General features: G+C 66.1%; 18 protein-coding genes and 1 tRNA gene. 2 read left to right on the top strand and 17 right to left on the bottom strand.

The window, feature by feature from the left end; genetic code table 11:
• Positions 1-157 precede the first annotated feature (157 nt).
• Together VKT83_05165 and VKT83_05160 are read right to left on the bottom strand one after the other, a co-directional pair.
• Positions 158-233 (bottom strand) — tRNA-Arg (locus tag VKT83_05165).
• 44 nt (positions 234-277) lie between these two features.
• The gene (locus VKT83_05160) at positions 278-1,327 is read right to left on the bottom strand and encodes a polymer-forming cytoskeletal protein (GenBank protein ID HLY21841.1); all 1,050 of its coding nucleotides are present in this window, start codon (positions 1,325-1,327) and stop codon (positions 278-280) included.
• Positions 1,328-1,357: 30 nt separating this feature from the next.
• On the opposite strand from VKT83_05160, the gene VKT83_05155 reads away from it, so the two are divergent.
• The gene (locus VKT83_05155; GenBank protein HLY21840.1) at positions 1,358-2,065 is read left to right on the top strand and encodes a glycosyltransferase; all 708 of its coding nucleotides are present in this window, start codon (positions 1,358-1,360) and stop codon (positions 2,063-2,065) included.
• On the opposite strand, the gene VKT83_05150 is transcribed toward VKT83_05155, so the two are convergent.
• The 4 genes from VKT83_05150 to VKT83_05135 are packed head-to-tail and all read right to left on the bottom strand — an operon-like array spanning position 1,996 to position 5,908.
• Complete coding sequence (locus tag VKT83_05150) at positions 1,996-2,793, bottom strand: 2-phosphosulfolactate phosphatase (protein ID HLY21839.1); 798 nt, start codon at positions 2,791-2,793, stop codon at positions 1,996-1,998. The two genes, VKT83_05155 and VKT83_05150, sit on opposite strands and share 70 nt — an antisense overlap.
• Positions 2,794-3,945, bottom strand: coding sequence for a M48 family metalloprotease (locus tag VKT83_05145; GenBank protein ID HLY21838.1), 1,152 nt, complete (start codon positions 3,943-3,945; stop codon positions 2,794-2,796).
• Between the two features lie 8 nt (positions 3,946-3,953).
• The gene (locus VKT83_05140) at positions 3,954-4,766 is read right to left on the bottom strand and encodes a TatD family hydrolase (GenBank protein HLY21837.1); all 813 of its coding nucleotides are present in this window, start codon (positions 4,764-4,766) and stop codon (positions 3,954-3,956) included.
• A 20-nt stretch (positions 4,767-4,786) separates the two neighbouring features.
• Positions 4,787-5,908: an FAD-binding oxidoreductase gene (locus VKT83_05135; protein HLY21836.1), complete on the bottom strand. Its 1,122-nt coding sequence runs from the start codon at positions 5,906-5,908 to the stop codon at positions 4,787-4,789.
• Positions 5,909-6,065: 157 nt separating this feature from the next.
• Here VKT83_05135 and VKT83_05130 point away from each other — a divergent pair, with 157 nt between their 5' ends.
• Positions 6,066-6,965, top strand: coding sequence for a Dyp-type peroxidase (locus VKT83_05130; GenBank protein HLY21835.1), 900 nt, complete (start codon positions 6,066-6,068; stop codon positions 6,963-6,965).
• A gap of 5 nt (positions 6,966-6,970) precedes the next feature.
• Here VKT83_05130 and VKT83_05125 read toward each other — a convergent pair whose 3' ends face one another.
• From VKT83_05125 to VKT83_05075, 11 genes are all read right to left on the bottom strand, one after another.
• On the bottom strand, positions 6,971-8,623 hold the full coding sequence (locus VKT83_05125; GenBank protein HLY21834.1) for a type IV secretory system conjugative DNA transfer family protein: 1,653 nt from the start codon (positions 8,621-8,623) through the stop codon (positions 6,971-6,973).
• A complete protein-coding gene (locus VKT83_05120) occupies positions 8,620-9,513 on the bottom strand; it encodes a replication-relaxation family protein (protein HLY21833.1) in 894 nt (297 codons plus the stop codon). Before VKT83_05120 ends, VKT83_05125 begins: the two co-directional genes overlap by 4 nt.
• A gap of 611 nt (positions 9,514-10,124) precedes the next feature.
• Positions 10,125-10,433: a DUF4387 domain-containing protein gene (locus VKT83_05115; protein ID HLY21832.1), complete on the bottom strand. Its 309-nt coding sequence runs from the start codon at positions 10,431-10,433 to the stop codon at positions 10,125-10,127.
• 18 nt (positions 10,434-10,451) lie between these two features.
• A complete protein-coding gene (locus VKT83_05110) occupies positions 10,452-11,819 on the bottom strand; it encodes an acyclic terpene utilization AtuA family protein (protein HLY21831.1) in 1,368 nt (455 codons plus the stop codon).
• Positions 11,816-13,546 carry a hydantoinase B/oxoprolinase family protein gene (locus VKT83_05105; GenBank protein HLY21830.1) on the bottom strand — a complete coding sequence of 577 codons (1,731 nt, stop codon included), beginning with the start codon at positions 13,544-13,546 and terminating at the stop codon, positions 11,816-11,818. The genes VKT83_05110 and VKT83_05105 overlap by 4 nt, the downstream gene beginning before the upstream one ends.
• Positions 13,539-15,617, bottom strand: a complete 2,079-nt coding sequence (locus VKT83_05100) for a hydantoinase/oxoprolinase family protein (GenBank protein ID HLY21829.1) — start codon at positions 15,615-15,617, stop codon at positions 13,539-13,541. Before VKT83_05100 ends, VKT83_05105 begins: the two co-directional genes overlap by 8 nt.
• A 122-nt stretch (positions 15,618-15,739) precedes the next feature.
• Positions 15,740-16,942 (bottom strand): ABC transporter substrate-binding protein, encoded by a 1,203-nt coding sequence (locus VKT83_05095; GenBank protein ID HLY21828.1) that lies wholly within the window; start codon positions 16,940-16,942, stop codon positions 15,740-15,742.
• Positions 16,943-17,024: 82 nt separating this feature from the next.
• Positions 17,025-17,798 carry an ABC transporter ATP-binding protein gene (locus VKT83_05090; protein ID HLY21827.1) on the bottom strand — a complete coding sequence of 258 codons (774 nt, stop codon included), beginning with the start codon at positions 17,796-17,798 and terminating at the stop codon, positions 17,025-17,027.
• A complete protein-coding gene (locus VKT83_05085; GenBank protein HLY21826.1) occupies positions 17,785-18,555 on the bottom strand; it encodes an ABC transporter ATP-binding protein in 771 nt (256 codons plus the stop codon). Before VKT83_05085 ends, VKT83_05090 begins: the two co-directional genes overlap by 14 nt.
• Positions 18,552-19,574 carry a branched-chain amino acid ABC transporter permease gene (locus tag VKT83_05080; GenBank protein ID HLY21825.1) on the bottom strand — a complete coding sequence of 341 codons (1,023 nt, stop codon included), beginning with the start codon at positions 19,572-19,574 and terminating at the stop codon, positions 18,552-18,554. Before VKT83_05080 ends, VKT83_05085 begins: the two co-directional genes overlap by 4 nt.
• Before the next feature lie 3 nt (positions 19,575-19,577).
• The gene (locus tag VKT83_05075; GenBank protein HLY21824.1) at positions 19,578-20,453 is read right to left on the bottom strand and encodes a branched-chain amino acid ABC transporter permease; all 876 of its coding nucleotides are present in this window, start codon (positions 20,451-20,453) and stop codon (positions 19,578-19,580) included.
• Between the last annotated feature and the right edge of the window lie 9 nt (positions 20,454-20,462).

Below are 20,462 nucleotides of genomic sequence, written 5' to 3'. Positions count from 1 at the left end.
GATATCTGGCTGGTCAGCTTTATGGACTATGACTTGGGCTACTTTGATCTCGAGACGCGCGTGCTCGAACCGCTCGACAATCCGTTTGGGCCGAAAGTGTTACCTATGTCTTAGGTACGAAGTGTTACCCATGTCTCCGGGTTGGACCGGGAAAGTCTGGCGCGCCCGGAGGGATTTGAACCCCCGACCTACGGCTCCGGAGGCCGACGCTCTATCCGCTGAGCTACGGGCGCGCGCTACCTTTCTATTATAACAGACACGCGGAGGCCGTCTGCCGCTACGCCACCGGCGGCGCGGGGACCGCCGGCGGAGGGGACGAGGACGGCGTCGGCGGCGCAGGCGGCACCGGGCCGTGGCGTTGGCGCCGCTCCATAATGGCCACAACCACACCGCCGGTCCCCCAGGTCGTGGCCGCGAACCCCGCGAGCCAGCCGAGATGCGGAACCGCGAAGGCGATGGCGAGCAGGAGCGCGCCGACCGCCGCCTCGACCGCGAGCCGTCCAGGCCGCACGCGGTGCCCGACAAGTACCGCGACCGCGCTGATGCCCAGCTGAATCGCGATGAGCAGCGCGGAGACGAGCAACAGCACGAGCAGGATGCCCGCGACGCTCAAGACGAGCAGCACGGCGACCGGTCCGATGAGCAGCCAGACCAGCGCGCCGGCGAGGACCGATGCGGCGGGACTCCGCTCGAGGGCGCCCGCGACCGCCGCGGTGACCCCGGGGAACACCGCGGCCGTGGCCCAGGCGGTCACGACGAAAGTGAGGAGCGCGAGCAGCAGCAGCACGCCCCCGACAAGCTTCCACACGGCCAGGACGCCGAAGAACGGCGGCATCCACGAGGGCAGCCCCGGGAACTGCCACGGGAGCGGCGACGGTGAGGGCCCGGGCGATGGCGGCGGGAACGGCATCGGCGGTATCGGCGAAACGGGGGGCGCCTGCGGCGCCGGATGGCCCGGCGGCGCTCTGCGGATGATGGCGCCCGGCGCGATGCGGACGCTGCCGCCGGACGCCTGGACGGTCCCGCCGACGACGGCCGTGGAGTCGAGGATGACATTGCCGCCGGCGGCACGCACGTCGCCGCCGACGTGTCCGCTGACGTGTACGGACCCCCCGGCCGCGGTGGCGTTGCCGGTCACCGTGCCGCCTACATCGAGCGTGCCGCCGATCACGACCGCATCGCCGTAGACGATCGTCCCCGGCGGCACCGCGGCGTCGCCGACGCGCAGGAGCACTTCTTCGGCCTGCGCCGCCGTGGCGCCGAAGGCGCCGGCCGCAAGCGCGATCGCGAGCGCGCACAGCGCCAAGTGGAGGAAACGCCGGATCATCGGGGAACATGGCCGTGAACGGGAGGGAATATGCCCCGGGTCGCGGCGATCATTCCGGCTTTCAATGAAGAACGCACGATCGGCGACGTGGTGGCGGCCGTGAAGCACAGCGGCCTCGTAGACGACGTGGTCGTCGTCAGCGACGGATCGCGGGACGCCACCGGGCATGCGGCCCGCGCCCATGGCGCGCGGGTCATTGAACTCATCGAGAACCTCGGCAAGGGCGGTGCGATCGCCGCCGGGCTCGCGGCCACGGACGCCCGCGTCATCCTGCTGCTCGACGGTGATCTGCTCGGTCTCACCAGCCGTCACGTGGAGGATCTCCTTCGACCCGTCCTGCGGGGAGCGGTGGAGGTCAGCGTTGGACAAATTGAACCGGACCTGATGCAACGGTTATTCCCGAATTTCTCCGGCCAGCGGGCCATGCGGCGGTCTGTGCTCGACGCGATCCCCGACCTCGGGAGCACCGGCTTCGGCGTCGAGGCCGCCCTCAGCCGCCACGTCAAGAACTCCGGGCTGCGCAGCTGCACCGTACCGCTCGGCGGCCTCGCGCACCTGTCCAAACTGGAGAAACATGGGCTGCTCCGCGGATACGCCGGGAAGCTCAAGGCTACCTGGCAGATCGCCAAGTGGAGCGGCCGCAACGGCCGGGCGAAGCCGGACGGCGCTCACTCCAACAGCGTGAGCCGGTTCCCTACGCACGGCACGAGCTCCGAGCAGTCCCGCACCGCGCAGTAGCGCAGGTCTTCCTCGAGTCCGATCGCCGCGACATTCCGGCCTCCCGCCGTCTGCCGGAACACGTCGACGGGATCGGGCCATGCGTGGTAGAGCGTCCGCGCCGCGAGCACCGCGTCGGTCGAGGTGTGCGGCGCCCGATCCGCAAGCTGCTCTTCGATCGCGTCGACCACCCCGCCGGCGGCGTACGCGTCGTCGAGGCTGAACCGCCCCTCCCGTCCTGCGCACACCACCGTGAGATCGAAGCCGCCGCGGAGCGCGGCCTCGACGGCCGCGCGCGCGGCGGCCGCCCGGTTGCGCAGGCATGCCGTGAACACGGCCGGCGCGCCGCGCACGGCGTGAAGCGCTTTGGTACCGTTCGTCGTCGCGATCACGACCCGGCTTCCCCTGACGTCCGCGCGCGCGAACGCCGCGGGGCTGTTGCCGAATTCGAAACCCTCCGGCGGGAGCCCGCCCTCTTCTCCGGCCGTGCGGACCGGCGGCGTCGAGACCGCGGGCGCGTCATCACCGCCGCGGCGGCCGGCTTCGACCACCGGCGCGACACGCCTCCCGGCGCTCTCCGCGGCATAGCGGCGGGCGGCCGCGACGTTCCGCGCGACGACGACCTCCGCGCAGCCGCGCTCGAGGAGGGTGAGGATCGACGTCGTCGCCCGCAGCACATCGATCACCACGGCGACGCGCCGGCGCACGTCGTCTGCCTCCTGCGGCAGGAACGCGACGTGGACCTCCACTCAGAACTTCCGGACGTAGGGCGCGGCGGTGATCACGCGCGTGAGACTCGCGTGGATTTCCTCCGCGAGCGCCGCGGCTGTCGTCTGCGCGAACGCGGCGTCCTGCGGGGTCACCTCGAACAGCGGCATCTCTCCCCCGACGACGCTCCACGTGCCGCCGGCCGCGACCGCCCGGACGTCGAACGGCTCGGGGTCCCGGTTGAAGAACGTGTTGAGCCGGACGGCGAGGGCCAGGGCGCGGTCGGCCGCGGCCTGGCCGTTGACGGCCGCTCCCAGCGTCACGATCGGCTGGCCGTCGACGCGAATAGTCACCGGCGCGCCGGGGGCGGGCTGCGCCGGCTCGAGCGCGATGCGAAGGTAACCCTCCACCGGACGGCGCACGATCGGGACGTGGCGGCTCTGCAGGTCGGCCCGGATATAGTCGACCCGCTCCTGCGGCAGCGGGTGGTCCTCGAGGCCCGTCGGATCGGGGTGCGCGGTGAACCGGCTTTCCTGCGCGAGGTGCTCCATCAGGGTCAGCATCGCCACCGGCGAGTAGCCGGTCTTCGTGAGGTAGGTCACCCCGTTGAGGTCGGCTTCGTGCTCCAGGTCGCGCTGGTAATTGTTCATGACGGCCATCAGGGAGACCTGGGCGCCGAGCAGCGGCGCCGGCGAATGCGCGAGTATGGACAGGGCCAACGCGACCAGCAGCGCGGGTGTCAGATGCCGCTCGCGGTCCGCCTGAATGTAGTAGTGCCGGTGGTTGACGTGCGTCATCTCGTGCGCCAACACGGCGGCGAGTTCGTCGTCGGAGCGCACGAACCGCATCATGCCCTCGGTCACGTACACCCACCCGCCGGGGATCGAGAGTGCGTTGATGCCGGGCACCGCGACAATCTTGAAGTGGTATGGGAGGTCCTGGCGTTCCACGACGCGCGCGATCGCGTCGCCCACCCGCTGTAGACGGGCCACCTGCGCCGGATCGTTGATGAGGCGGAACTGCGATTCGATCTGCTTGGCGGTCTGGGCGCCGAACTTGACCTCATCCGCGGTCGACGGAAACGTCAATGCGGAGACGGAGGACTGCTCGCCCGGCATCCCGACCAGCACCACCGCGGTCGCGATCGCAAGCAGCAGCGCGACCCTGCGGCGGCTGTGCCACGGTCTCATCATCCCGCTTCTCACCGCTCCTTCTCCGCCGACCGTTCGTCGCTCCCCGACGGAGACCTCTCTTCCGAAACGCCGAAGGCGCGGCGCGCGTTCCGCTCCACCACGGCTTCGAGCGCGTCCAGCGAGACGCCGCGCAGACCCGCGACGGCGCGCGCCGTGTGGATGACGAAGGCCGGCTCACACCGGCGCCCCCGCACCGGCACCGGGCTGAGGTACGGCGCGTCCGTCTCGACCAGCAGCCGGTCATCCGGCAGCGCCCGCGCCACATCCCGAAGGCTCCCCGCGTTTCGGAAAGTCACCGGCCCCGCGAGCGAGATCATCCATCCCGACGCGGCGCAGCGCACGGCCATCTCCGGCGGGCCCGAAAAACAGTGCAGCACAACCTTGGACACGCCTTCCTCTCGTAGTATCCGCTCGACATCGTCGTGCGCCTCGCGATCGTGCACCACAACGGGCAGGTCGAGCCGGCGCGCCAGCCGGACCTGCGCGCGAAACGCGTCGATCTGCGCCGCCTTGGCGGCGAGGCCGCGCACGTAATCGAGACCAGTCTCGCCGATCGCGACGACCGCCCGATCGGAGACGAGGCGCTCGAGCGCGTTGATGGCGGCCGCATCCACCTCACCGGCATGCTCGGGATGCACGCCCACGGCGGCCCGGACGGCGGGAAAACGGCGGGTCAGGGCGAGGACGCGTTCGGCGCCGGCGACGGTCGTCGCGGCGGAGACCATCAACCCGACTCCGGCCGCCGCGGCGCGCGCCACGACCTCGTCACGATCGGGCTCAAATTCAGCCGCGTCGAGATGCAGATGCGCGTCGATCCACATGCGGATTCGCGCGCCGCGCGTCAGCGCGGCCGCGGCGAACGGACGGCGCGGTCCGGCCGGAAGGGCGCCAGGTCGAGGCTCGGCCGGCCCGTCGTGATCAATTCCGCCACGAGGCGGCCGCCGAGCGGACCCTGGGTGAAGCCCTGGCCGCCGAAGCCTCCGGCGACATAGTAGCCTTCGAGCCCGGGAGCCGGCCCCAACGACGGCTTGCCGTCGGGGGAGACCGGCCGGATCCCGGCCCAGGCGCCGACGATCGGCATGGAGCGGGCCGCGGGAATCCGCCGCTCCGTGCGGGACAAGGCGTCGTCGAGGTAGCCCCACTCCACCACGTCGTCGAGCGTCTCGCCCGGCGGCTGCCCGCAGACCATAATGAGCCCTTCCGCCCGCGTCTTGCAGTAGAAATCGTCCGCTTCTTCCATTATAAAGGCCGAGTCGGATGGGACCCCGGGCGGCGGCTCCAGGATGAATGCCTGGCGCTTCCGCGGCGACACCGCCACGCGTACGCCGTTCAGTTCGCCGAGATCGCGGGCCCAGGCCCCGGCGGCGTTGATCACGCTCCCCGCGGCCACGCCGCCGTCATTCGTCACGACCCGCTGCACCCGGTTGCCGTCGGTCTCGACGTCCACGACACGCGTGCCTTCCCGGACGACGACGCCGCGGCCGCGGACGGCGTCGGCGAGCCGCTGCATCGTGGCAAGCGGCGTCGCCCATTGATCGACACCGGTGTACGTGCCGAGGGCCACGTCGTCGGCCGCAAGATACGGAAACTCGCGGCGAAGGTCGTCGGGACCGAGGGCTTCCATGATGATTCCGCGGTCCGCGTGAAACCCGAGCCGCTCTCGCGCGGCCTGCGCGTCGCCGGCCGAGCGCCAGAGCAGCAGCGATCCCGTCGCGCGCAGGTCGGTCCCGAGTTCTTCGTGGAAGCGCCGGTGGACGGCGACGGCCTCCAACTGAAAGCTGAGATCGGCGTCCGAACCGCTCTGCACCAGCATGACACCGGCCGCCCGGCCGGTGGCGCCGGCGCCCACCGTCGCCCGTTCGAGGACGACGATGTCGCGCACGCCGGCCTCGCTCAGGAAGTAGGCGGCCGAGATGCCCACGATCCCGCCGCCGATAATGACCACGTCTGCGCTGCCGTTCATTCGTTTCGCCTTCTGCGCGGCCGGCTGGCGCCCCTACTCATCCGGCCGCGGCGCTTCGCCGCGCCCCGCAGGTCGCACGCTTCGCCGCGAAGGGGTTGGGGCGTCGGGTTCGGAACTCCAGTCCGACGGCTCCACCGGTGGGTACGGAGAGGACGCGATGGGCACGCCCCAGAGTGGAATCTTTGCCCTCGGCACCACCTCGCACGCCTATCTCGAATTCGATCTGCGGCGCGGGAAGAACCCCTCGGACCTGATCACCACGATGGCCAACCTCCGGGAACCCCGCACCACGATCGGCGGGATCAATCTGGTTTCGGGATTCCGACCCGAACTGTGGCGCGGCGCGGTGCCCGGTGGAATACCGCCCGGCGTCACCGGCTTCAACCGCGAGATCCGCGGAGCGGACGGGTACGTGATGCCGGCCACGCAGCACGACGCGGTGCTCTGGCTCTCGGGCAGCGCCTACGACGTCGTGTTCGACGAATCGCGCCAGGCGATCGCCGCGCTCGCCGGTCTCGCGTCGGTCGCCGAGGAGACATCGAGCTGGCCCTATCGCTACGACCACGACCTCACGGGCTTTATCGACGGGACCGAAAACCCAAGCCTGCTGGAGGCCCCCGAGGTGCTCGCGGTGCCGAAGGGAACACCGGGCGCGGGCGGCACCGTCCTGCTGCTTCAAAAGTGGGGCCACGATGCCGCCCGTTGGGAGTCGCTCGATGTTGCTGCGCAGGAGCGCGTCATCGGCCGGCGCAAACCCGACAGCGTCGAGCTGGACCCGAAGCCCTCCGACTCTCACGTCGCCCGGACCGATCAGGACACGTTCGGCCATATCTTCCGCCGGAACATGCCGTACGGCACGGTCACGAACCACGGCACGGTGTTCGTCGGCTTCAGCGCCGACCAACAGCGCCTCGCCGGGATGCTGGACAGTATGGCCGGGGTCACCGACGGCGTTCGGGATGCGCTGACCAATTACACAAAGGCGCTGACCGGCGCCTACTATTTCATCCCCTCGGTGGAAGCAATCCGCGGATTCGTCACCGAGCAGGCGGACTGAACCATCTAAGGAGAGACGCGCACGCCGCCGTGCGGTCGGGGCGCCGGCCGCCGGCGCGGAGCCGGTGCGGGTTGGGGCGCCGCGGGGGCGGCGGCCGCGGCCGCCGGTGCCGCCGCCGGCGCACGACTCGTTCGTGGCCGCAGGGCAAACGGCGGCTCTTGTCGCGTGAAGCCAAGCAGCGCGCGGACAGTTGCATCGAAGCAGCGTGCCTGACGGAGCACGAACGGACGGCGGGCGCCGGCCAGCGCGAGAACGGTGTTGTCGGGAAGCCGCAGGATGTCGTCGGGCATCGCGAGCGGCCGCACGTAGGGTTGCACCGTGGCGCGGGCGCCTCCGGGCGCGATCGTCCGTGAGATCACCGGCACCGTCGTCTGCCCGAGCCACGCGCTCACGGTTCGGGCGGTCTCGATGTCGCCCGCCCGGAAGATGAGCTTCGTTTCGGTGTTGGCGACGAGCGAGCGCGCGTCCCGCGCGCCGTACACGTCCTCGATCTGACTCAGCACCTGCGCCCCGAGCACGACGCTCACGCCGCGCTCGCGGAGCGTCGGGAGCCGGTCGCTCAGTCCGGCGAGATATCCGAATCGGCGGAATTCATCGAGATACACGCGGACGGGACACCGCTGCTCGCCGCGATCGGCCTGGTCGATCAAAGTGTCCAGCAGATCCGCGACGAGCCACGCCACGAGCGGCTGCAGCCGCGCGGCCTCGGGCTCGGGCAGGAGAATGTAGAGCGCGGACGGCGTTCGGCCCAGCTGCCCAAGGTCCCAATGGCCGGAGGTCGCGTCATCGATCGCGGGGTCGGCCCATGCCGCGAGGCGCTGCAGCAGTCCGGTCACCGCCGCGTCCCGCACGCGGCGCTCGCGCGCCGCGAACACCCCCGCCCGCTCCCGCACTTCGGCGATCGGGCTTCCCGCGAGCGTGGCCCGAACCATCCCCGCGCCGCCGAGCAGCACCCGGTACACAGATCCGACCGTGTGGCCGCCGGCGGCGCGGGCGCCCTGTGCGTGAAGAAAGAGGAGCGCGGCCAGGTCGGCGGCGGCGGAGGCGTAGACCTGTGCGTCGCCGGAGAGATCGCGCGGGGTCGTGTTGTGGACCAGGAGCGCCGCCGTGCGCTGCGCGTCGCCGATCGTCCCGGCCCGATGCAGCGGATTGTACCGGATCGAGCCGTCCAGCAACGGACAGAACAGGTGCGCGCGGCCGCCGTAGCGGCCGGCGGTGGTGTTCCACAGCGAGCGCGGGCCGGTCTTTACGTCAAGCACGACGACGCTTTCACTCGACGGATCCCGCAGCAGCACGTTCGGCGCGATGACGCCGGCGCTCTTGCCGGTCCCGGACGGCCCGAGGACGAGCGCGTGCGCGGAGGCCTGCTCGTCATCGACGTACATTGGCGCGCGCGACCCCGGCCACAGGCCGAGGAGCAGCGCGCCGGGCCGCGTCAGGTCTGAGACGTCGGGCCATTCCGCCCACACGGCGCCGGCCGGGGGGGCGACGGTCCGGCGCTGGCCGCACCGCGCAGCGGCGTACGCGCCGATCAGGCAGGCCCAGGCGGCGCACGCGAGGATCACGCCGACGGCCGGAAGGCCGGGGAACAGCGGCGACAGGACGGCCAGGGCGAATCCGGCAAGCATCAGACGGACGGTGATCGATATACGGTTCATACCGGCTCCTCCTCGGTTGATTGGCTGGTATCGGACACCGCGAGCGCGCCGCGCGCCCACGAAGGCAGCGCCGGACATTGTCGCGGCGGGGATACGTCACAGAGTGCTCCCGCGAGACCGGCCGCGCACGCATTGGCCAGGCCGGCCCACACCCGCTCGAGACCGGCGCCGGCCGCGAGGGCGGCCAGGCGCTCCGCCCGGCGGAGATCGTCGCAGGAGAACAGCAGCCATGCGTCGGCGCGCGCCTGCCATGCGGGGTCGCCGGACTGCGCGGCGGCCATCCTGAACAGTAGGGCGTACCGCTCCAGTTTGTCGCGCATCGCCTGGAGCGGCATCGTCCCGCGGTCGCGCTCGACATAGTATGTCCACCATCCGTCGTCCGGGCCGGCGATCAGCACCGCCGCGTCCGGCACCAGGCGCGTTTGCCCGAGATCCACGGCCGATCGGAAACCGGCCAGCCAGCGCCAGGGCGGCAGGCGGACCGTCCGAGCGGTCTCGCACAGATCGCAGAACAGATCGTTTGTCCCACTGAGGTGCTCGAGCTGCAGGGCCGCCATCACGATCGACCGCGATGGCGCGGCGGAGCCGTCCCCTTTCCCGCCGCCGCCGTCCACGGCTTCCAGGGCGGCCGCTGCGGTGCGGCCGAGCGGGCCGAGGCCCCAGAACATGCGCCGGTCGGCAAACACGCCGCGGCGGAGCGGGGCGATCAGCCCGCGATGCCGCAGGTTGCTGAGACGGGCGCGGACGCTGCGCGGCGCAAGACCGGGATAGCACGCGCGGTGCGCCTGCTCGCACGTCAGGTAACGGAGGTCGTGCAGCACGCGAAGCAACGCACGGTCGCGCGGCGTGAGGCACGCAAGCGCCGCCGCCGCGCGCTCCCATGAGCGCATGGCGATCATCTCCTTGTCGAAGCAGATTTGGAGAGCGGGAGCCGAGGTGCGGGACGGATCAGGAAAACGCGGACACGCGGGGACGCGCGTCGACGAGGGGGCTGGTCAGGCCCGGCGCTTCTGAGGGGGGTGAAGCGTCCACCTCAACGGGTGCCTCGTCTACGCGCGCACTCGCGTGTTCAAACGATTGCCGTTACGACCCTAGAACACTCGTGCGCACAGAGTTCTTTTGCCGCGCACCTTACTGACTAAACCGTCATTCTCGACCTACTGGCTCGTTCAAAACCCCGAGCCCGTCCGAAAACCATCAGCGCGTTGATAGGCGTGGCCAGTCCACCACTCGCTCACCCGTTGCTCCGCGTTCCACTCGAGGGTCGCCCGGCCCCTACGCTGCCGCCGCACCGTGGCCCGCGGCAGTCGTCGCTATTCGATTACCACAACTATAATAGTATGATGTTTAGATGTCAATACATTAATATGTTCGATTGCAGTCAAAAACGCAGTCCGTACTCACCGTTCTCGTGCTAGGAACTCCGGCGACAGCGATGCTCCGCCGAACACGCGCGCCCGCACCGCCGCACGCCTCGATACGGAAGGCTACGTCACTCCTGTTACTCGATCAGAAGATCGACCAGTGGCGCGTATTGTTGGCCGCCGAGCACATCGCCGTCTGCCAAGTCGCCTGATGTCACGGGCCGCGGGAATGTGACCTTTATCGCATGCGCCGGCGCGTACGGGAAGATGTTGACGTCTTCCTCCTTCAAATTGTAGATCGAGCTGATTCGGGCCCGATTCAATACGCCGCTTCGTATCACACGGTCGTACGTGGCTCGATCATCAAACATGATGTCGATCGTCAACGTAAACGGGCCGGCATTTTTACTCCGGATCAGCGTCGCCAGTTCCGCCAGGCGTGCCATGGGGCACTCACTCCTATCTTAGACGTTCAACGTTTCGATCGAGAACGGTTCAAGTGGATCCTCAAGCTCGAGCACGTGGTTGAAATTGAAACGGTACACGGGACCCCGGTTCAGCTCCATTGGCGAGTGTGGAAACGCCAGCGCGCTGATCAAACCAGACCACTCCGGAACCGAATAGTGACTCGCAATGTGGGTTACGGCCTTCGCCGCCGACGCGGCGAGTTCTTGGTTGCCGGCCGTCGTCTCGAACACCAGCGCCACCTCATGTGAAATGCGGGGATCCGGCTCAAGCTTGCCCAGCGTTCCATTGCTCCCATAGCGGCGGATGCCGATCTGGATTGAAGCGGAATCTTCGGTGCCGAAAATGTCCTCTAACCGGCGCCGCGCGGTAGCCTGCATGCCTTCCAACCATCCGTCCAATTGACTGAGGATCACGGGATCGCGGATGGACCCAATGACCACGGTTTGGTAGCCCACGAGTTCGGCGCCTTCCAGCTTGACCGTGTAGACGTTGGATGGTTCGAAGCGGCTTCCGCTGACCTTCACGGCACGTTCGCTGACCGCCTCGTAGGTGACGCGATCGAGCCAGAGAGTCCCGGAAGGCTCAATGAGTTCAATCGGGGATCCATTCTCATATAGGCTGTGCGAGGCGACGCTGATCGGGCTGCAGCGATAGTCCGGATTGGGCGGCTCAACCACAAAGTGGTCATCGCGAATCCAGGCGACCAATGGGTCCGAATATTGACGATGCACCACCGCCGCGGCGCCGCACTCGAGCACCTTGGCGGCGTGCCACACCGGTCCCGCGGGAAGGCCGGCACGCATCGGTATGGCGGCGAAAATCGATGCGTCGGTGGCCCGTCCGCTGATGACGACATCGGCCCCGAGGTCCAACGCCGCTTGAAACGGCTCTACCCCCGCCACCGCAACGATGTGCGCACTTCGATCAAAGATGTTCTCATCGATAGTGGGAGCCGTGCCTAATGGACGAATCTTCTTGTCACGATACTTGCCTCGCAGGTACTCTCTCGGCGGCTCGCAATGGATGACCCCCAAACGGAAATGCTGGTCGGCCTGCCGGGCAATCTCCTCAACCATCCCGACAACCACCGCGAGTTGATTATCTGCTCCTCCGGTGGCCGCGGAACCAATCAACAGCGGTATACGGGCGTCGCGCGCCGCCGCGAGCATGTGCTGGAGGTCCCGGCGCATCGCCGCGGCCGAAAAATGAAGGGCCCCGGACCCCAGGTAGTACGGGCCGCTGTCGGTCGACCCTGCATCACAGCCGATGAAATCCGGCTTCCAGGCCATCGCCCGTTTGAGAGACTCAAGCCGGTATCCGGCGCCCAGCGAGCCCGTCGGCGCCAGCACGCACATTTCAGTCATTGCCGACCACCCTCTTTGACGGCGCCCGTTTCCGGCTGGGCGCCGTATAGGGCTGCTGCCTTCTCGCTCGACACATATCCATTGTGCACGTCCTCCTCGACCAGATCCCTGGCGCGGCTCGTCGGGGGACCATATCCGCCGCCCCCGGGCGAGTGGATTGCGATCGTGTCGCCCCTCCGCAGATGAATCTTCCGCAAGGGGCTGTAGACCGCCTTGCCGTTGACGACGATCGCCGCGAGGCCCCCCGGACGTCCACCTAAAATGCCCCGTGCCGGTCGCCTTAACCGCTGCGCGCGGACGAACGCTTCAGCATGATCGGCAAGGCACTCCACGACGACCCGCTGCCCCAGACCGCCTCGAAACAGCCCGGCGCCGCCCGAGTCAATAATGAGCTCCTTCTCTCGGAACAGAACCGGCGCAGTTGCCTCGATCATCTCTATCGGTGCGCACTCCGTATTGGTGGGAAAGGCCAGGCATGACGGCCCGTCCTTCGTGGCACGTGCTCCGAAGCCGCCGGCCGCGATGATGAGTGGCGAGAACATCCCCCGTTCCCGGTCGGTTCCCCGCAGGTTCATGATCGGTCTCGGGGCCCCGCACTCCGCAATGCAGTCGTGGGGCACGATCTCGGCAAGGGCATCAAACAGCAACGTGGGGATGAAATGTCCAACGGAACTGCGCGCGGAGCCTGCGGCAGGAAACTTACTGTTGACGATGGAGCCCTCGGTAGCCACCACCTTGATTGGAGCGAAGATTCCCTCATTGAGCGGCAGAGCAGGCGCCAAGAGACACTTCAGGCCGTAGACCGTGTACGCGGTGGTGAAGGAGAGCGCGACATTCACGCCTGCCGGCACCTGCGGTGATGACCCCGCGAAATCCACCAGGATCCGATCGCCCTCGACCGTTACGCACACCTTAACGGTAAAACTCAAATGACCAACCCGCTCCGCTGCGAGGACCGATCGATATGTGCCGTCTGGAATGGCCAGGATCGCGCTGCGCATGTATGCCTCAGTCCGCGTGGCCAACTCGCGACACGTATGGTGGAACCGCCCAACGGTTATTTCACCGCAGAGACCCGCCAGGCGCTCCGTGATCGTCCCGAGAGAATTCAGCAGCGCGCTGATATCCCCCATGACCTGTTCTGGAAGTCTGACGTTTGCCTCGATCAGACGGGACACAACAGCATCCAGCCCCTGCGTGCTTGCAAACCGCATCGGCGGCAGGCGCAGACCTTCCTCGAATATCTCCGCCGCGGCAGCATCTCGACCTCGTCCGCCCACATCCGGCAGATGTGCCACGACACCGGCAAGCGCCGCGATCTTGCCATCGACCAAGACCGGGGCGAAGAGGGTGAGGTCAAACAAATGCCCGGTTCCCATCCACGGATCGTTGGTGCCAAGGACGTCTCCCGGCGTCCACTCAGCCAATGGAAATTGAGCCAGGATCTCACGCGCGGTGTGGGTAATGCTTCCAAGAAAGGCGGGGATGCTCTGCGCCGATTGAACGACCGTGGCGCCGTCGGTTGTGAGAATCGCGCAGGTAAAGTCCTTTGATTCTCGCACAATCGTTGAGAACGCGGTGCGCATCAGCACCACGCCCGCCTCGTCCACGATCGCCTGCAGCCGGCCTCTGTCGATTTCAAGCTCGATGAACGCGTCGAGACCACCGGCGGCGCCATCGGATTGGACCGATGTCGACCCGGCGGCGAGGCCGTCATGGCTAGTCATTAAGGCCGGCTCCGTTGGCGGAATGGATCACGACATTTCCTTCCCGATCCACGGTCATGCGATGCGCAGGTCCTACGACGATTGTCGATGCTTCATCTTGAATCAAGATCGGACCCGCGCCGCTCATGCCGGGAGACAAGGACGCGCGGTCCAGCACCTTGGCGTCCATCCACGAGCGGCGTGGTCCGAAATATGCACGGCGGGTCGTTGCGGATCGGGGCTGGGAAGCCGTGAGCCTCTTGCGGCGGGGCGTGGCGGACGGCGCCTGAGTCAGTCGCACACCCCAGCCGACGATCTCCAGTTTCCCGGGCCACGGCGGCCTCCCGAACCTCACCTCATATTCCCTTCGAAACGCGTGGACCAATCCGTCGAGCGGCGCCTCCGGGGTAACCGGCAACTCCACATCATACGCCTGTCCCTGGACCCGCATATTCAGGTGGTGAGTCGCCGTCATGGCAGCACCGTTCTCGGTTTGTCCGGAGCGCAGCTCCCCTTCTACTGCCAGCAGACGGCGCCGCAGCTCGTCGGGAGTGAGATCTTCCAGTTGCACGATCTGGGCCACCGACTGGTCGACGGTCCGAGGTGCAAGCAACAACCCGATGGCCGAGCCAACACCCGCATCCACGGGACAGATCACGCGAACAGCTCCGATCTTGGACATGATTCCGGAGGCGTGAACCGGCCCCGCGCCTCCGGTCGCAATCAGCGTGACCGCGCCTGGATCGATGCCGTGTTCCAAGCAGTGCAGGCGTACGGCACGGCTCATGTTCTCATTCACGACATCGTAGATGCCCCACGCGGCCACAATCGGATCGCGGGTGCCGGTCCTGCTGAGTATGTGCGTCTCGATCGCTTGATGGGCGCGTGCGGCGTTCAGCTGAAGATCGCCGCCCGCAAAGTCGGCGGCTCCCACATAACCCAACACCACGTCGGCATCCGTAACGGTCGGCAACTCCCCCCCCCGTCCGTAACACGCCGGGCCGGGGTTTGCACCCGCGCTGGAAGGCCCAACTTGAAGCAGCCCAAGGCTGTTAATCGAGGCGATGCTGCCGCCGCCGGCGCCGATTTCAATCAAGTCAAGACTCGGCAGCCGCAACGGGAGACCGCTCCCATCGACAAGTCTGTGGAGCCTCGCGACCCGCAGCTCCTCCGTGAGGGCCGGAATGCCTTCTCTCACCAAGCAGGCTTTGGCTGTCGTTCCTCCGATATCCAGCGCCACGCTCAACGACTCTCCCGACCGCTGCGCGACTGCGCTTGCGGCGATGATCCCGGCCGCCGGCCCCGATTCGAGGATCCGCGCCGGATGCCGGCTCGCCTCTTCGGGAGAACACATGCCCCCGTCGGACTTCATGATGCCTACGCGACCGCTGAACCCCCGTCGAAGCAGCGATTCCGACAAGTCCCGCAGGTAGGAAGAGATGCGCGGGCCGACATATGCATTGATCACTGCGGCCATGAACCTCTCGTATTCGCGTACAATCGGGGCGATCTCCGACGACGTGCTGAAGTATGTATCGGGGCACTCACGGGCGATCATCTCTGCCGCTTGCTTTTCGTGTTCACCATTAGCGTACGAGTTCAAGAAGCAAACCGCAATCGCGTCCCGATCTCGCAGCTGCTCAATCGCCGCGAGCACCGACCGGCCGTCCAATTGCGTATGGATTTGGCCCGTGGCGGTCACCCGCTCGACGATCCCGCAGCGCCATTGACGCGGCACCAAAGCGGTGGGAAGGTCGATCTGAAGGTCGTACAAGTCATACCGATCTTCCTGGCCGATCTCGATGATGTCGCGAAAGCCGGCCGTCGTCATGAGGCCGACTTTCGCTCCCGTTCGCTCGATCAGCGTATTCGAGGCCAGCGTGGTCGCATGGACGAAAAACTCAGCTCCGCGCAATTCGACATCTGCCTTGGCACGGATCGCTTCGAGCGCGTGAAACACACCGTCCAGCGGCTGCGGCGTCGTCAACACCTTTCCGGTCACGTAGGCTCCACTGGAACCGTCCACCGCGACGACGTCGGTAAAGGTGCCGCCGATGTCTACTCCGATTAGCCAGCCGTCTGACGCCTTCACCGCATGATCTCCTCCCCGCAGTGCGCCGCGGTCGCCCCGGCACGTCCTTCAGCCGCGGCCGGACCCGACTCCAGGGCTCTGCCGCGGCACACGCGGCATCCCACCGCGTATGACACCGGAGTTCAGAATGTCGACATCGCGGAGGCCGGCACCGTCATCAGATGCACACGCTCTCCGCTTGACGTCCATCCCTGAATACTCCACGTGCCGAAGATGTTGTGGTATTTGTTGTAACCCGTGCTGCCGGTCGCGCCCTGATAGCTGATTTTCTTGCCCGCGGTCAGCAATTTGAGGCATTGAGAGTAGAAGTAACAAACCGTCCCCGGGGGGTTTGCCACGTCCAGTATTTTGTCGTTGAAGATCGCCGGATCCGCCGACTTGGCGTCGGTCATCGCGAGCGATGCGATCACAACCGCGTCGTACATGTTCTCCGACAGCGTATCCGGCTGATTCTTTCCCACCACCTTCTGATACATGGCTGTGAAATGCTGCCATGCCGGTCCGGAAGGCGGAGCCCCGCTCGCACCGACCAGATACTTGCTGGCGTCATCGAGACCCATGGCCTGCGCAAACTCAGGACCGTTGCTATTGTCGGTGACGAACGGAACGTTGAGATGCCCAAGCTGCCTTATTTCAGTAAATACCGTATTGGCGGTCGCCACCGAGACGGCGATGAAGACGACCTGAGGTGGGGTCGCAAAGGCTTTCTGGATCTCCGTTCTGTATGAACTCTGACCCGGCGCCAACTTCTCAATGTCGAGTACCTTGCCACCATGTCTTTTGTACGCCGCAACAAGATCGGGCACTTCTCCGTAGGCGTTGGGCGTTGACTCGAAGAGAAGAGCTGCCGTCTTGTATTGCTTGAAGATCGCATAGTACGCCATGGAAATACTCAGGGTAGAGTCCGAAGGGTTGGCACGATAGACATACTTGTACGTCATGTGGTCAAATGCGTTTGATCCTGCCTCCGTGAATTCCACCAGCTTGGCCGGATCGTATAATGCCGCGACGCCGTCGAAATCGGGCATGGCCGGACCGATCTCGAACGATGGGTGCTGTAGGTAGAGCCGATGCCAGGCCGTTACCGCATCCGTCGGGTCTCCGCCGGTATCAGCCGATATCACGCTTAACTGCCGCCCCAGTACCCCGCCGTTCTCATTCACATCGGCCACCGCTACCTGGGCCCCATGAACGAACCACTGACCGACATGGGCGTGAAGACCCGTAAGCGGAAAGAGCTCAGCCACGATTATGGGCGGGCTGGCCCCCGAGCTCGCCGCTCCACCGCACGTGGCGATCAAGGCGCCCACGGCGATGACCGCCAAACCCACCATTGCGCCGCCGAATCGACTCCGTCGCATCTGCATGACCCCCCGGGCTCTCAGTCTCGTGCTCTTCGCCGATGCCTCACACATCTCGCTGCCGGTCCACCCCCTTCGCCAGAAACAGTTCCGCCAGATCTCGCTGCCCAATCCTGTCGGCCGGCCCGTCGATCGCGTTCTGGCCATTGGTCATCACGTACACCCAGGTTGCGTTCGCAATCGCGAGATCCACATTCTGCTCCACCACGAACACGGTCGTCCCGGCCTCGGCGATGCGCCGAACCTGCCGCCAAACAACGGCCACGTTGGGGGGTGAAAGCCCGGCGGTTGGCTCATCGAGCAGCAGCACCTGCGGATCCAACATGAGGCCGCGCGCCATCGCCAGCATGGTTCGCTGACCGCCGCTCAGCGTCGTTGCCTTCCGCCCCCTGGCCGCCGCCAAGTCAGGGAACATCGAGAACACGCTGTCGAGTCGCGGCCGGATGTCTCCTCGCTGCATGAAGGCGCCCATCTCGAGATTCTCGAGGATCGTCATCGAAGGGAACACGTTGTCCACCTGCGGGACGTAGGCCATCCCGCATTGTGCGATCCGGTGCGGCGGCCACCCGGTCACATCCTGCGCACCGATCATGACGGTGCCCTCAACGGCTCGAAGCAACCCAAACATGGCCTTCAGCAGCGTCGATTTGCCGGCCCCGTTCGGGCCGACAACCGCCACAATGGAGCCGGCGTCCGCGCGAACGGACACGTTCGTGATGGCCGGCACCGCCCCATAACCGGCGGTGAGGCGCTCCGCGCAAACGGCAGTCAATTCCCGTACCTCGCACAATGCGCCGCAGCCTGTCTCACGCTTCGGCACTCCCTAAGTACGCTCGAATCACCTCAGGATGAGCGCGCAGCTCGGCCATTTGCCCGACGGCCAGCGTCCGGCCGTAGGCCATGACGATCACCTGATCGCAAATCTGGTCGACGACACGCAGGTTGTGCTCAACCAGAAGCAATGTGATGCCGGCTTCGCGAAGCCGCAGAATGTGCTCACACAGCCGCTCCACGAGTGCAGGGTTCACGCCGGCCATGGGCTCATCAAGGACCAGCAGCTTCGGCTCGGCCATCACCGCGCGGGCCAGCTCCAAGAGCCGCTTCTCACCGCCGCTCAGGTTTCGCGCGTACTGGTCCCGCAGATTGTACAAACCAAATGTGTTGAGGACCTCCAGCGCCTTGCTCACATGGCGGCGATCTTCGCATCGTCCCACACTTGGGCGGAACAAGGCGTTCAGCAGATCCTCGCCCTGCTGGTGCGGAGGGGGCACCAGCATGTTCTCCAGCACACTCAGGCCGCCGAATTCCCTCGATAGCTGAAATGTCCGAATCAGGCCCCGCCGCGCAATGCGATACATCGGCCAGCCGCCGATGTCGCCACCTTCAAACACGATCCTGCCTCGCTGCAGCGGGAGAGCGCCTGCAAGTAGATTAACGACGGTCGATTTGCCGGCGCCGTTGGGTCCGATCAGCGCGCCTACGCGCCCCGCATCCAAACTGAAGGTGCAGCCCGCTACCGCTTTCACGCCGCCGAATGCATGGTTCAAACCTTCGACAACGAGAATGCCGCCGGTCATCGCCCCACCCCGGGGTTGTTGCTCAGCGATGACGCCGGCATTGGGGCGCCCGGCGCCTGCCAACCCCGTGGGGCACGCGCCCTGCGTTCCGGAACCAGCCCTTGGGGGTGGAATCGCAGCGTGACGATTAACAGGACTCCGATCGCGATGTTGCGGGCCGCAGCGATCAGCAACGGGTGCCCCGGCACCGGGGGGAGAAAGCGCGTACCCTCGATGAAGACCACGGTGACGAGCAGCGTACCGACCGCCGCGCCGAGATTGTTCCCCTGCCCGCCGATAATCATCGCGGCCCAGACGATGAATGTCTCCGCGGTGGTCCACGAGTCAGGGGCAATTCCGCCAATAAACTCGATCAACAAACCTCCGGCGATGCCCGCGTACACACAGCCGATGCACATGGCAAGCATTCGCACCTTCACCGTGTCCTTGCCAAACGTCGCCGCAACGTCGACATCTTCTCTGATCGCCCGCATCGTGCGGCCCAAGGGCGAGTGATAGATGCGGTTCGCGACGAGCCACAGCACCAGCATGATCACGACGCAGACACCCAGGAAGAACAAGGTGTATGTATTCGGATTGAGATTCAGTAAGCGGTTCAGCGGCTGCGGAATTCCCCGCAGTCCGAACCATCCATTGAACAGGGGCGTCAGGTTGCCGACCAGGTCGTAGCAGATCGTACCGAACGCCACCGTAACGATGCCAAGGTAATCGCTGCGTAGATTCCAGCGCGACAGGATCGTTCCACCAACCGCGACCCCCAAAAGACCCGCGACCACCGCACCGAGCGCGAGCGTAAGCGGGAAGGGCCAACTCAATCCCAAGATGTACTCTTGATCTGTTCCGCCCGCCCGCGGCAGCGCACTGACTCCGGCGAAGTAGGCACCGGCCGCCAGAAATGTGATGTAGGCGAAGTCCAGAATGCCCGTGTACCCAAACTGAATATTGAGGCCCAACGTCAAGATATTGTAGATGCAGAACAGCACGGCCAATGTCGCCATGTAATAGACGATATCGTTCATCGCCTACGCCTTTCCCTGAGAGGGAATGAGTCCCTGCGGCCGGATCAAGATCATCACGATCAGCACAAGGAAGGCCACATCGCCCTTCAGGGCCGAGCTGAGTACCGCCGCCGACATCTCCGTCACGACGCCGATGATCAAAGCCCCCAGCATCGCACCGTACGGTTGGCCGACGCCCCCGAGAACCACAGACGCGAAGATGACGAACAGAAATTGCTCGCCAAATGAAGGCTGGAATCCCTCCGCGCTCAGCGCCAGCATCACTCCCGCCAGGCCCGCCAAACACCCGCTGATGAACCACGTCCACCGTGTGACGCGATCCGTGTCGACGCCGCTTACGCGGGCCAAGCTCAGATTGTCAGACATCGCACGCATTGCCTTACCCAGTTTGGTGTGCTTGAGAAGCCAGTGAATCGCGAGCATGGCTCCAATACCAATCGCCATGATGATGATCTGGTTCGGCGTGAAAATGAGAGGGCCGGCGGAGAAGACTTGTTGATTGGCGATGGCGAACTTTCGGAAGTCGGTGCCCCAGAGTATCTGAAACACATTGGCAAGTATCAACGACAGGCCGAGGGTCACGATGAGCAAGAACAGTAGTCTCGCGCCGCGTCGCACAAACGGCTTGAGGACGAACTCGCTGATGGCGACGGCGCCGAGGCCTGTCACGATCGCGCCCCCGGCCGCCGCGAGCCAGAAATTGACATGGAGCTGAACGTTGAGCATCCAGGTTAGGTATGCTCCGACGGTGAGGAACTCGCCATACGCGAAGTTGACATAGTTGGTGACTCCAAACTGCAACGTCACGCCGACGGCGGCCAACGCAAGGACTGACGCGGTCACCAAACCAAAACCGAACGAGTTGAGAATCAGATGCACGCCGGGTCA

This window comes from bacterium, from assembly GCA_035308905.1.
Classification (GTDB): Bacteria; Sysuimicrobiota; Sysuimicrobiia; order Sysuimicrobiales; family Segetimicrobiaceae; genus DASSJF01.
The sequence above is the reverse complement of the archived record's forward strand: the minus strand, read 5'-3'. Positions and strand labels throughout refer to the sequence as shown.

Bases quoted from the DNA above. Each gene is read 5' to 3' on its own strand.
- VKT83_05105 (HLY21830.1), bottom strand. From the start codon at position 13,546: ATGACTAGCCATGACGGCCTCGCCGCCGGGTCGACATCGGTCCAATCC.
- VKT83_05160 (HLY21841.1), bottom strand. From the start codon at position 1,327: ATGATCCGGCGTTTCCTCCACTTGGCGCTGTGCGCGCTCGCGATCGCG.
- VKT83_05135 (HLY21836.1), bottom strand. From the start codon at position 5,908: ATGAACGGCAGCGCAGACGTGGTCATTATCGGCGGCGGGATCGTGGGC.
- VKT83_05125 (HLY21834.1), bottom strand. From the start codon at position 8,623: ATGAACCGTATATCGATCACCGTCCGTCTGATGCTTGCCGGATTCGCC.
- VKT83_05155 (HLY21840.1), top strand. From the start codon at position 1,358: ATGCCCCGGGTCGCGGCGATCATTCCGGCTTTCAATGAAGAACGCACG.
- VKT83_05140 (HLY21837.1), bottom strand. From the start codon at position 4,766: ATGTGGATCGACGCGCATCTGCATCTCGACGCGGCTGAATTTGAGCCC.
- VKT83_05110 (HLY21831.1), bottom strand. From the start codon at position 11,819: ATGACTGAAATGTGCGTGCTGGCGCCGACGGGCTCGCTGGGCGCCGGA.
- VKT83_05120 (HLY21833.1), bottom strand. From the start codon at position 9,513: ATGCGCTCATGGGAGCGCGCGGCGGCGGCGCTTGCGTGCCTCACGCCG.
- VKT83_05085 (HLY21826.1), bottom strand. From the start codon at position 18,555: ATGACCGGCGGCATTCTCGTTGTCGAAGGTTTGAACCATGCATTCGGC.
- VKT83_05145 (HLY21838.1), bottom strand. From the start codon at position 3,945: ATGATGAGACCGTGGCACAGCCGCCGCAGGGTCGCGCTGCTGCTTGCG.
- VKT83_05115 (HLY21832.1), bottom strand. From the start codon at position 10,433: ATGGCACGCCTGGCGGAACTGGCGACGCTGATCCGGAGTAAAAATGCC.
- VKT83_05130 (HLY21835.1), top strand. From the start codon at position 6,066: ATGGGCACGCCCCAGAGTGGAATCTTTGCCCTCGGCACCACCTCGCAC.
- VKT83_05080 (HLY21825.1), bottom strand. From the start codon at position 19,574: ATGAACGATATCGTCTATTACATGGCGACATTGGCCGTGCTGTTCTGC.